The sequence below is a fragment of the uncultured Sphingomonas sp. genome (genome assembly GCF_964244235.1).
GTDB lineage: Bacteria > Pseudomonadota > Alphaproteobacteria > Sphingomonadales > Sphingomonadaceae > Sphingomonas.
In genome coordinates, this window is the sequence record NZ_CAXTII010000001.1 from 1 (window position 1) to 11644 (window position 11644).

13 protein-coding genes and 1 pseudogene are annotated in these 11644 nt (G+C 65.1%); 10 read left to right on the top strand and 4 right to left on the bottom strand.

Features of this window, described 5'->3' with window-relative positions; translation table 11 throughout:
• Nucleotides 1-690 (bottom strand): annotated as a pseudogene (locus ACFE7D_RS00005) (chemotaxis protein); the annotation flags it as partial.
• A gap of 187 nt (nt 691-877) precedes the next feature.
• On the opposite strand from ACFE7D_RS00005, the gene ACFE7D_RS00010 reads away from it, so the two are divergent.
• From ACFE7D_RS00010 to tatC, 3 genes are read left to right on the top strand one after another with little or no spacing between them, the layout of a single operon-like run.
• Nucleotides 878-1114 (top strand): Sec-independent protein translocase subunit TatA, encoded by a 237-nt coding sequence (locus ACFE7D_RS00010; protein ID WP_174285995.1) that lies wholly within the window; start codon nt 878-880, stop codon nt 1112-1114.
• Between the two features lie 60 nt (nt 1115-1174).
• Nucleotides 1175-1645, top strand: a complete 471-nt coding sequence (tatB, locus tag ACFE7D_RS00015) for a Sec-independent protein translocase protein TatB (RefSeq protein ID WP_375393380.1) — start codon at nt 1175-1177, stop codon at nt 1643-1645.
• Nucleotides 1642-2415: a twin-arginine translocase subunit TatC gene (gene tatC / locus ACFE7D_RS00020; RefSeq protein ID WP_375393381.1), complete on the top strand. Its 774-nt coding sequence runs from the start codon at nt 1642-1644 to the stop codon at nt 2413-2415. Before tatB ends, tatC begins: the two co-directional genes overlap by 4 nt.
• 224 nt (nt 2416-2639) lie before the next feature.
• On the opposite strand, the gene ACFE7D_RS00025 is transcribed toward tatC, so the two are convergent.
• Together ACFE7D_RS00025 and ACFE7D_RS00030 are read right to left on the bottom strand one after the other, a co-directional pair.
• On the bottom strand, nt 2640-4169 hold the full coding sequence (locus tag ACFE7D_RS00025) for a sensor histidine kinase (protein WP_375393382.1): 1530 nt from the start codon (nt 4167-4169) through the stop codon (nt 2640-2642).
• Nucleotides 4170-4294: 125 nt separating this feature from the next.
• Complete coding sequence (locus ACFE7D_RS00030) at nt 4295-4456, bottom strand: hypothetical protein (RefSeq protein WP_375393383.1); 162 nt, start codon at nt 4454-4456, stop codon at nt 4295-4297.
• 239 nt (nt 4457-4695) lie between these two features.
• Between ACFE7D_RS00030 and ACFE7D_RS00035 the strand changes: the two genes are divergently transcribed.
• The 3 genes from ACFE7D_RS00035 to ACFE7D_RS00045 all read left to right on the top strand — a co-directional run bounded on the left by ACFE7D_RS00035 (nt 4696) and on the right by ACFE7D_RS00045 (nt 6453).
• Complete coding sequence (locus ACFE7D_RS00035) at nt 4696-5499, top strand: response regulator (protein WP_375393384.1); 804 nt, start codon at nt 4696-4698, stop codon at nt 5497-5499.
• A gap of 64 nt (nt 5500-5563) precedes the next feature.
• A complete protein-coding gene (locus tag ACFE7D_RS00040; protein ID WP_375393385.1) occupies nt 5564-5701 on the top strand; it encodes a hypothetical protein in 138 nt (45 codons plus the stop codon).
• Between the two features lie 95 nt (nt 5702-5796).
• On the top strand, nt 5797-6453 hold the full coding sequence (locus ACFE7D_RS00045) for a sigma-70 family RNA polymerase sigma factor (protein ID WP_375393386.1): 657 nt from the start codon (nt 5797-5799) through the stop codon (nt 6451-6453).
• Between the two features lie 3 nt (nt 6454-6456).
• On the opposite strand, the gene ACFE7D_RS00050 is transcribed toward ACFE7D_RS00045, so the two are convergent.
• Nucleotides 6457-6636: a hypothetical protein gene (locus ACFE7D_RS00050; protein ID WP_375393387.1), complete on the bottom strand. Its 180-nt coding sequence runs from the start codon at nt 6634-6636 to the stop codon at nt 6457-6459.
• Nucleotides 6637-6667: 31 nt separating this feature from the next.
• On the opposite strand from ACFE7D_RS00050, the gene ACFE7D_RS00055 reads away from it, so the two are divergent.
• From ACFE7D_RS00055 to erpA, 4 genes are all read left to right on the top strand, one after another.
• Nucleotides 6668-9385, top strand: coding sequence for a bifunctional [glutamine synthetase] adenylyltransferase/[glutamine synthetase]-adenylyl-L-tyrosine phosphorylase (locus ACFE7D_RS00055; protein ID WP_375393388.1), 2718 nt, complete (start codon nt 6668-6670; stop codon nt 9383-9385).
• Entirely contained in the window at nt 9378-9833 is a 456-nt protein-coding gene (locus ACFE7D_RS00060; protein ID WP_375393389.1) for a peroxiredoxin, read from the top strand. Before ACFE7D_RS00055 ends, ACFE7D_RS00060 begins: the two co-directional genes overlap by 8 nt.
• Before the next feature lie 238 nt (nt 9834-10071).
• Nucleotides 10072-11265 (top strand): M23 family metallopeptidase, encoded by a 1194-nt coding sequence (locus tag ACFE7D_RS00065; protein WP_375393390.1) that lies wholly within the window; start codon nt 10072-10074, stop codon nt 11263-11265.
• Nucleotides 11266-11305: 40 nt separating this feature from the next.
• Nucleotides 11306-11644, top strand: coding sequence for an iron-sulfur cluster insertion protein ErpA (gene erpA, locus ACFE7D_RS00070; RefSeq protein WP_174285983.1), 339 nt, complete (start codon nt 11306-11308; stop codon nt 11642-11644).

An 11644-nucleotide genomic window follows, 5' to 3' on the forward strand; every position in this document is an offset into this window, starting at 1 on the left:
CGCGGATTGCTCGGCCGCGGCGGCGACCTCGCTCGCCTTGCCGAGCACACCGCGGGCGGAGGCCGAACTGCGCACCGTCTGCGCGCGCAGGGCATGGCCTTCCTCGGTCGCATCCTCGACCAAAGCGGCGATCCCGGTCCGGAACTCGCTCGCCAACCGGTCCCGCGCGCCGTGGGCGGAAAGCTCGCGGTGACGCTGGTAGATGGCGACGGTGATCTCACCCTCGAGCGCGGACAGGCGCATCAGCGTATCGATCAGCATCGGCAGTCGCGGATCTGCTCGTTCCAGCCGACGGATCAGCACGTCGAGCGCGGCACGGTCGCTGGCGCTGATCATCGACAGCAGCGCCAGCGGCGAGACGTCCGCCCGATAGGCGGCGTCGACCGATCGTTCGATCGCTTCGATCCAGGGGCGGCCGGCGGTATCGAGGAAGCGGTTGCGCAGGAACACGCAGCCCAGTTCGATCATGCGGGCGGTATCCTGGGGTGCCCAAACGCGCTCGTCCGCAAAATAGCGCAACCACTGCGTCCGATAGGCTTCGGAGACCTCGGTGATTTCGGGGGCGATGACTTCCCACGCTATGCGTGCCGTGCCGGCCAGCGAGCCGTCGAAATCGAATGCCTTGAGCCGGCTGGGAAGGTCGATCGCGGCGGCGATCGACCCCGGGACGGACAGATCGGTGGTTGGCAAAGGGACGGCTCCATCGCGCTAGGTCGTTGATCCTCGTTGCTAGGACCGAATGTTTAACGGGGGGTTAGGTAAAGCGGTCCGTGACGCGCCGATCCTCGCCACGGTCGCGGGTGCGCCCATTCGACCGGGACCATTGCGGTGATACATTTTGAAGCCTACGTACAGGATGATTTCCAGGAGACTTGCCATGGGCAGTTTTAGCCCGATTCATCTGCTTGTTCTCGCCGTTGTTGCGATCCTCCTGCTTGGCGGGGGTCGCTTTTCGAACTTGATGGGCGACGTCGCCAAGGGCGTGAAGAATTTCAAGAAGGGCATGGCGGAACATGACGAGGACCCGGCGAAGCCGGCACCGCGGATCGACGCACAGAAATCCGCCGATCCGGCGTTCGACCGCGATGGCAACCGCGTCCGCGACGATCGCTGAACGGACCTGATCCGCTGATCCTCACCGTCATCCCGTTCTCCGTCCGCTAAGGGACGCACCGTGTTCGATATCGCGCCCTCCGAGTTCCTGCTCGTGGCGTTCGTCGCGCTGATCGTGATCGGCCCGAAGGACTTGCCGAAGGCAATGCGGATCGTTGGCTATTGGGTGGGCAAGGCGCGCGGCGTCGCGCGGCAATTCCGATCGGGCTTCGACGAGATGGTGCGCGAGGCGGAACTGGAGGAAATGGAAAAGCGCTGGGCGACGGAAAACGAGCGCATCATGCGCGAGCATCCGCAGCCGGCGGTCGGTCAGCCCGCGATCGAACATTCCGACGCCGCCACGCCGGTCACGCACGACGGCGCGGAAATGAAGGCGCTACCCCCTGCCGATGGCGGTCCCGTCGATGCCGGCCCCGCCGGTGATGGCCCCGCCGATGGCGTCGGCGTGCCGGTCCACGTCGAACGGCCCGTCGTCGCGCCGGCCCCTGTTGCCGATGATTCCCGGCCACCGAAGGACGGCGCACCGTCGTGAGCGAGATCGACGACAGTCGTGCGCCGTTGCTCGATCATCTGATCGAACTGCGCCGCCGTCTCCTATACTGTATCGCTGCGCTGGTGCTCTGCTTCGCGGTCGCGATGTATTTCGTCGAACCGGTGTTCGCCTTCCTGTTGGCACCCTTGCGCGCGGCGGGTCAGAAGGAGGTCATCTTCACGACCGTATATGGCGGGTTCTTCACCGAGGTGAAGCTCGCTTTCTTCGCGTCGATGATGCTCAGTTTCCCGGTGATCGCGAACCAGCTCTGGCGGTTCGTCGCCCCCGGTCTCTATAAAAAGGAAAAGCGCGCAGTGCTGCCTTTCCTGGCCGCGACCCCCGTGCTGTTCCTGGGCGGGGCTGCGCTGGCGTATTTCGTCGCGGTACCGATCGCGTTGCATTTCTTTCTGGGATATTCCGGCAACATCGGAGGCGTGAGGCGACAGGCGTTGCCCGATGTCGCCGAATATCTCTCCTTCATCATGCATTTGCTGTTCGGCTTCGGGCTCGCTTTCCTGTTGCCCATCCTGCTGATGCTGCTCGAGCGCGCCGGGATTGTCACCCGCAAGCAACTGGTCGGCGCGCGTCGATATGCGATCGTGGCAGCCTTCGCGGTATCTGCCGTTCTCACGCCGCCGGATGTCGGTTCGCAACTCCTGCTCGCGATCCCCCTCGTGCTTTTGTACGAGGCGGCACTGGTCGGCATCTGGATAACCGAACGTCGGCGGGCACGTGAGCCGGTGGCCGCAGTGGCCGCAATCGACGACTGATCCATCGATCCGCACGGTGATCGATCCGCACGGTGATCGATCCAATTGCTGGCCGTCTGCAGAAAACAATAAGACCCGAAAGCATCACCGGGGGGGGAGGGTGGACGCTTCCGGGCCTATTCGCGGATAGCGAGAGCGGGGGGGCATAAGGTCGCTATCCGAATGTTCAAACGGCGATCGGCAAGGTTGGTTCCGCGGTCGGTCTGGTTTTTCCCCTGACCGTTCTAATCACGTCCCTGGACCGCAAACGGAATCTCGTACGCTCCCACCAACGGATCATGGTGCAAGGGCGCGCGGAGCTGCCGGGACAGGCCCTCCATGACGCGGCCATAGCGGGACTTCACGAGTTCGCGCAGCAGGTCGCCGTCGACCAGCGCGCGCGAAACGACGCGGAGCACCGCCTTCGTCGCGTCGGCATCACTTGGCGTGACCGCGACGCGGATGTGCGCGGACGGATCGCAGCTCGTCGCAAGCTCGATCGATTCGGTAATCAGGAAAGCGAGCGCCACCGCGACATCCTGGGTGACCAGATAGGGATCGACATCCAGCGTAATCCGCATGCTCATACTGATATCCGCAGCCGTCGCGCGGATATTGGCGGCCAGTTCCCCTATGACCCCGCGCAGGTTCAGCCCGCGATTTTCCTCCATCTCGGCAAAATGATTGCGGTGTACGACCGCCAGCGCGTCGACCCGTCGCTGGATCGAGGCATAAGCCGCGGTCGCGTCCGCGCTCCGTGCACCGCGCGCATGGAAATTGATCAGGCTCGAGATGACCTGGAGATTGTTCTTCACACGGTGATGCACTTCGCGTGTCAATTTGGTCTGGCGGACCAGCCCCTCCGCCAGCCCCGCCTCGTGAAGCGCCACCGTCCGGCTGATCGCGCGGAACGTATCGCCCAACTCGCGGATTTCCTGCGCCGGGAGCGACGTTATCGCGACGGGATCGATGATCTCCCCGGGCGTGAACGCAGCAACCGCGGCGCGCAGTCTTCGCAGCGGCCGGATGAGCAGATGATCCACGACGAACCAGCCGATGCCGGCCGCGGCCGCCCACATAAGTAGCGGCAACAGCAGAGCGACGACGAACGACGACGTGATCGGCGCGCTGCGCGTCGTGGTTCGCAGTGCCAGACCGGCGACACCCAGGTCGATGTGCGAGGTTTCCAGCCGGTCGAATGACTGTTCGCCGGGAATCGCTTGGAGCACCAGTTGGTCGTCGCGGTCGTCCGTCAGCACGCTGCCATACGCCGTGGCGCGGGTCGTGGGCGCGGCAACCATCGACAGGAACGAAGCGGGGAAAAAGGCCCGCGCCGTATTGCCACCGCGGGGACCGGTGATGGACAGGACGAGCCCGCGATCCGGCAGGATCGCCGCAGCTATTCCGCGGTCGGTTTTACCCGGATTGGCCGCTCGCGCGATCGGATCGCCGCAGATCAGCGTCCCGTGCGGATCGAGGATAGCAAAACGGGTCCCGGAATTGGCCTGTTGTGCGAACACTCCCTGCGCACGTGCGCAACTGGGCGCATCGGCCGGATCGGTTCCCAAAGCCCGGACAGCAACGCGCAACGCCGTCATGTCGCCCGCCAGTTCGATCGCGAGCGCGTGCGCGCTTTCGTTGGCGGTGACGCGCAATCGCGACCGGACATCCTCGACGGTGATCCGGGTCATTTGCAGCGTTGCGAAGACTGCGATTACCGCTAGCGGCAACAATGCGCCGCTCAGGATCAGGAAAAGCTTTGCGCCCGTTGGCATCTGCGCCAATCGGCAATGGAGTCGGCCTACCGGCCGATCATCCTCTCGCGTTACACGTTGTTCGGTCGCCCTGCCCGTCGCAACCACAGGATCTGGCATCATGGCATGGCCATCCGGCCCGGTCGTCAGTCTAACTTGCCGAGAAGATCGAGCATCTCAGCCGGCACCGACTCTTCGACCGTCTTCAGATATACGGAACGAAGCGCCGATCCCATATCGCGATCCTTGCCCTGCATACGGGTCTTGCTGTCGTCCTTGCTCGATCGCTTCGGCGTGTCCTGGCCCAAATCAAAAATATCCCCCTGTCGGCCTCAGAGAGGCGACGCATTAACCCCTATCGTATCGGCAACACCTGCGACAGGCATATTCCTGTGAACGAAACCAAATATACGCTCGTTGGTTCCGCGTCAGGCGCGAAAACCCCGCATGTTTCGTGTCCCGGGATTGGGCCTTTGCCCATGTTCGGGTTGCAACCATGCGGTGCTCGGCACATTGAGCGTCTTCAGATCAGGAGTATCCCACCCCCATGTCGCTCGGTCAGCAGCTTGCCCCGCATCTTCCCTTCCTGCGCCGCTATGGCCGCGCCTTGACCGGTAGCCAGACGCATGGCGACCAATATGTCCGCGCTACGCTGGAGGCGATCGTCGCAGCCCCCGACCAATTCCCGCGCGATGTCGATCCCCGGCTGGGGCTTTACCGGATGTTCCAGGGCATATGGAATTCGACGAATTTCGACGAAGATGCCGAACGGACCGACGTGTTGGCCGAACGGCACGAGGCGACGGCGCGCGCGCGCCTCGCACGGATGACGCCGTTGTCGCGTCAGGCTTTGCTGCTGACGGCGATGGAAGGATTCACCCAGGAGGACGCCGCCTTCTTGATCGAGGTCGACGCCGGCGAAGTCGACGAACTGGTTGCGGAAGCGATGGCGGAGATCGAGCAGCAGACGCATGCCCGCGTGCTGATCATCGAGGATGAACCGCTGATCGCGATGGACATCGAAACGATCGTCCGCGACCTCGGTCACGACGTGACCGGTGTCGCGGTGACGCGCGACGAAGCGGTCGGTTTGGCGATGGAGGATCGACCGGGTTTGGTGCTGGCTGACATCCAGCTCGCGGACGACAGTTCGGGGATCGATGCGGTGAAGGACATCCTCGCCGAATTCGATGTCCCCGTGATTTTCATCACCGCCTTCCCCGAACGGCTGCTGACGGGCGAGCGACCGGAGCCGACATTCCTCATCACCAAGCCGTTCCAGCGATCGACGGTGAAGGCGGCGATCAGCCAGGCGCTGTTCTTCGATCAGAACACGGTGCCGGTGGCCTGAGCCTTGGCCTTGGTATTTATCGAAAGGTTACGGACCCAAAACGGTTTTGGGAGGTTTGGAAATCATGAACGATCCGGATAAACCAACCGAATTGGACGCCGTGGATGCCCGCGCAGGTGAGACGACCGGCCGCGTGCGCTATGTTCTCGGTATATCGCTGGTGCTGCTCATTGTCATCTTCGCGATCCTGTTCTTCCGCTGAGGACGGGGCAGGGTGAACGCTGGCAATCGGCGTATCGGGTTCCTATGTTGGATGGGTCGGGGCCGTCTGCCCGCCGATCGGGGTGAGAAATTCCAATGACGCCAACCGCGCCGCGCGATGTCTGCGACGAGGACGATGACGAAGGCGAACCGGTCGTCGTCGAACATGTTTCGTTGTCCGATCCCGAATTTAAAGTGCAATTGGGGCAGGTGATCCCGCATCTGCGCGCGTTCGGTCGCTCGCTGTCGGGCAGCCGCGATCTGGCAGACGATCTCGTCCAGGAGACATTGCTGAAGGCGTGGGCCGCGCGCAAGCGTTTCCAGGCGGGCACCAACATGCGGGCGTGGACGTTCATCATCCTGCGCAATCTGTATCTGTCGCAAATGCGACGCGCGCGCTTCAAGGGCGAGTGGGACGATCTGGTCGCTGACCGGATCCTGGCGGCGCCGGCGAGCCAGGATCGCCATGTGGAACTGGGCGACATGCAACGCGCATTGCTTCATCTGCCCCAGCCACAACGCGAAGCGCTGATCCTGGTCGGCGCGGGCGGATTCGCCTATGAGGAGGCGGCAGACATCTGCAATGTCGCGGTCGGCACGATCAAAAGCCGGGTCGCGCGCGGTCGTGTCGCACTGGAGGCACTGATGGCGGGGGGCACATTGCCGTCACGGGGATCGTTCGAGGTCGACTCGACCAAAACCGCGCTCGATACGATCATGGCAGAAGTCGACGGCCTCAGCCGCGGCCGGTAATTGTCACGATAGTCCGTCAGGCTTATCAAGTTGCGTCAACAGACGGTCGATTTCGTCCTGGGCAAACTTGCCCGGCGTGAACGAAGCGCGAAGGATGTCGCCGATCGCGCCGGTGCGCACCGGACCTGCGACGACATAGCTGCCCCGGCTGTGCGTTTGCGGAAAGGCTACCAAACTTGCCATAGAGCTTTAAAACGTCCGGGCCCGTCAAACGTTGCGCCTTTATTTACCGCAGGAATGCGCAAATTCCATGCAAGCGTTTTCCTCCCGAACGAACCTCCGCGATGCGGTTACGCGGGCGATATCATGGTCGCCGTTCCTGCGTCTGCTGCTTGAACGCGAACCGGCGATCACCGAAGCCTTGGCCGATGGACGGCTGGACCTGACCGCGTCTTCCTCGAGGCCGGACATGCCGACCGCGCAAAGGCTTCGGCTCGATCGACGGGCGCTGGCGCTGTCGGTCGCGATCGGCGACCTCGCCGGCATTCTCGATCTGACCGCGGTAACCCATGCGCTCAGCGACTTCGCCGATCGGGCGCTCGATACCGCGATCCGTGCCGCTATCGCCGAACGCACTCCCGACGCACCGGTCCGCGGGTTTGCCGGCATCGCGCTCGGCAAACAGGGCAGTCGCGAACTCAATTATTCTTCGGATATCGACCCGATACTGATCTTCGATCCCGCCACGCTGCCCTGTCGCCCGCGCGAGGTGCCCGAGGATGCCGCCGTCCGGATCGCGCGGCGCGCGGTGGAACTGCTTCAGGCCCGCGACGGCGATGGCTATGTCCTTCGCGTCGATCTTCGCCTGCGGCCCTCCCCCGAAGCGACGCCGATCGCGCTGCCCGTCGATGCCGCAATTGGATATTACGAATCGCAGGCGCTGCCCTGGGAGCGCGCGGCGTTCATCCGCGCACGAGCGGCGGCGGGAGACATCGCGCTCGGTACGCGGTTCCTGGACGCGATCCGTCCCTTCGTATGGCGCCGCGCACTGGATTTCGGTGCGGTGCGCGAACTGCGCGGGATGTCGCGACTGATCCGCGATCATCACGCGCAGGGCCAGCGACTCGGGTCCGGCTACGATCTGAAGCGAGGGCGCGGCGGTATCCGCGAGGCGGAATTCTATGCGCAGATCCATCAGCTGATTCACGGCGGCCGCGATCCGTCGCTTCGCGCGCCCGCGACGCGGGATGCGCTGGCGGCATTGGCGGCGGCGGGGTGGATCGGCGCGGACGAGGCGGCGGCGCTGACCGATGGCTACACGCTGCTTCGCACGATCGAACACCGTGTGCAGATGATCGACGATCGCCAGACCCATGTCTTGCCCGCGGGTGAAGCGCTGGACGGTGTGGCGCGGTTGCACGGGCTGAAGGAGGGGGATGCGCTGATCGCGCTGCTCGCGCCTCGGGTGGCCGCGGTCGGGACGATCTACGACGTACTCGACGATGGCTCGCCGCGGATGCTCGTTCACGATCCGGTGGCACTGGAAGAAGATCTGACGATCGCGGGCTTTCCGGACCCGGCGGCGGCCAGGGCCAGACTGGAGGCGTGGCGGGCAGCCACCTACCCCGCGCTGCGCAGCCCCGCGGCGCGCGAGGCGCTGGAGGCGGTACTGCCGACGCTCGTCCCGGCGATCGGCGGCGCGCCCGATCCACAGGCGGCCTTGCTCCGGTTCGACGCCTTGCTCGAACACCTGCCGAGCGCGATCAATCTGTTCCGCCTGCTGGATGCGCGGCCAGCGCTGGCGACTCTGCTGACGCTGATCCTCAGCCATGCCGCGCCGTTGGCGGAGGCTTTGGGGCGGCAGCCGGCGTTGCTCGACGGGTTGATCGATGCGACCGCATTCGACGACGTCGGCGATGTCGATACGCTGGCGGCGGAGATGCGCGGCGGAGACGCGGCCGGATATGAGCGGCGGCTCGATCATGTCCGGCGGGTGGTGGGCGAAAAGAAGTTCGCGCTCGGCGTCCAGATCGTCGCCGGAACCGCCGATCCGTTGATCGTGTCCGAAGGCTATGCCCGCGTGGCGGAGGCGGCGATTGCGGTGATCGGGGCCGCAACGGTCGAGGAATTCGTCGCCACGCACGGCCGCGTGCCGGGCAGCGAGTTTGCGATCCTTGCGCTGGGGCGACTCGGCGGCGGACAGCTGACCGACGCCTCGGACCTGGATCTGATCTATCTGTTCACCGGCGATTTCTCTGCCGCGTCAGATGGCGCGCGGCCGTTGGGCGCGACGCTATATTACAATCGGCTAGCCGCCAGAATGACCGCGGCGCTGTCGGTCGCGACCGCCGCGGGGCCGCTCTATGCGGTCGATACCCGGTTGCGGCCGTCCGGTACCCAGGGGCCGCTGGTCGTCACGGTCGATTCGTTCGCCCGTTACCAGCGGGAGGACGCATGGGTCTGGGAACATATGGCACTGACGCGCGCGCGGCCGATCTTCGGATCGGCGCCGACGCGCGCGGCGGTGGCGACGATACTGCGCGACGTGCTGAAAGGTGCACGGCCGGACCGCGATATCGTCGCGGCAGCGATAGCAATGCGTGGCGACATGGCGGCGCACAAGCCGCCTGCCGGGCCGCTCGACGTGAAACTGTCGCCAGGGGGGCTCGTCGATCTGGAGTTCGCCGTGCAGATCGCGCAATTGGTCCATCGGACGGGGTTCGATCCGCGGCTGGGAAGCGCGATCGATCTCCTGGTCGCCGCCGGACATCTGCCGCCGGCGATGCGGGCGGCGAACGACGTCCTGACGCGCGCGCTGGTCACGCTGCGGCTCGTCGCACCCGACGGCCGCGACCCCGCAGCGCCGACGCGCGCGTTGATCGCGCGCACGCTCGGGCTGGACGATTGGGCGGCGGTGGTTGCAACGCTGACCACGACGCAGCAAAGCGTCCGCGCGATCTGGCAAAACTTGACGGGGACGAACGATGGATGAAGGCGCAATGATGCCTGACGTGACGGTGGCAGGCATGGACGGCACGCCGGTCCGTCTCCGCGACCTGCCGACGCCGACGATCGTATATTTCTATCCCAGGGACGATACATCGGGCTGCACGCGAGAGGCGCAGGACTTCACTGCTTTGAGCGAGGATTTCGCTGCGGCGGGGGCGGGCCTGATGGGCATTTCGAAGGACTCGCCCGAAAGCCACGGCAAGTTCGCCGCCAAATACGCGCTTGGCGTGACATTGGGCAGCGATACGGACGGATCGGTCTGCGACGCGTTCGGCGTCTGGGGCGAAAAATCGATGTATGGCCGCACCTATTTCGGGATCGAGCGCGCGACGTTCCTGTTCGATGCGGATGGTAAACTGGCTAGGACGTGGCGCAAGGTTCGCGTCCCGGGCCATGCCGCGGCGGTGCTGGAGGCGGTGAAGGCGTTGTAATCCGACGGGTCCGGCGCGCGGGATCCCGATATCGACCCGTTCGGTCGACGATCGGCGCGATCTTCAACGGCTCGGCGCAGGCCGATGCCGGTCTGACGCGCGGCGGCCGAGCAGCTATTGCGCCGGTCGGACAACGTCGGCCAGACATCGAGAGGTCAGGGGCGGGTCGGGGTGTGTATCCGGCGCGGCAACGAGGCCGGGGTCCCGTATGGGCTGAAGGCGCATCTTTTGGGGTCCGATGGCCAAGATTTCCGATACCGCCGGTGCAGTCTTGTCACGTGGCCGGGCGCTTTTCACTACCCGCGATGTTCTGTTCCATGATGGCCGTGCCCTGCGCCGCTTCAGCATCGCGGGCCGGACCCAGGTCGGGATCGCCGCATTGGGCGTCGTCGCCTTCGGTTTTTCGGGGTATGGCGCGGCGGAGGCCGCCTATCATGCCGCCGCGGCGGTGGGGGTCGTCGCGCCGGCCAACGCTGCCGTGCAGATCACCCAAATGGAACGGCAAATCGACGCCATGCAGGCGCGCGTCACGACGATCCGCAAATTCGCCGTGGTCCATGCCGCGCGGATGGAACAGCGCCAGGCGCTGATCGCCGCCGCGCTGACCGGCAAGGGCGATGCGCAGACGTTCGCGCTCGCGACACTGTCGGTCGATCCGCAGACCGACCGGCTGGCGAAGGATGTCGTTGCGCCGATGACGAAGGTCGAATCGCGTCAGGTCGCGTTGGCGGGGCAGGCGCGGCATGTATTGGAGCAACGATATGCGCAGACCGCCGCCACGGTACGCAAGCTCGGCCTGAAACCCGAGCGCATCCTCGCGCGCGGCAAGTCGCAAGCCATGGGCGGACCGTTGATCGCGGCGAACAGTCCGGAGGCCGCCGCGGACCTGCGCGCCGACCAGCAGTTCCGCACCTTGTTCCAGACCTGGAAGAAGCTCGACACGCTGCAGCAGGGAACGATTGCCATCCCGTCGACCCAGCCGGTCGAGCATCTGGCCTTCACCAGCAATTTCGGCATTCGCACCGATCCGTTCCGGGGCACCGCGGCAATGCATGCCGGCGTGGATATCCGGGGCCCCATAGGTACCCCGATCTACGCGACCGCGGACGGCGTGGTCGATCATGCCGAACGCACGGGCGGTTATGGCAACATGGTCGAGATCGATCATGGCAAGGGCATCGCCACACGCTACGGTCATTTGTCCAGGATCCTCGTCTCCGCGAACCAGCATGTGAAGCGCGGCGAACTGATCGCATTGATGGGATCGACGGGTCGCTCGACCGGATCGCACCTCCATTACGAAGTCCGGATCGACGGGCATGCCGTCAACCCGGTGCCGTTCCTGACCACCGCCGACTATCTGCTCGCGGCACAGGACCGGGCCATCCATTCGATCCCCGTGTCGAGCGACGGGCCTGCGCCGCAGGATTGAGCCGGTTGCCCTTGGGGAGGCAGCGTCCTATCTCCGGCAGATGGCAACGCTTGCACCCGAAATCATCCTGACGCCTTCCGCCGCCGCGCGTGTGGCGACGATCGCGGGCAAGCAGGGCAAACCCGCGATCCTGCGTCTGTCGGTCGATGGCGGCGGCTGTTCGGGATTTCAGTACAAATTCGGGTTTGCCGACGGCATCGCGACCGACGACGCGGTGGCGGAGACGAACGGCGTCCGGCTGGTCGTCGATAGCGTCAGCCTCGATCTCGTCCGCGGTTGCGCCGTCGATTACGTCGAATCGCTCGGCGGGGCGGCGTTCAAGGTGGAAAATCCGAACGCCGCGTCGGGCTGCGGCTGCGGCTCCAGCTTCGCGATCTGA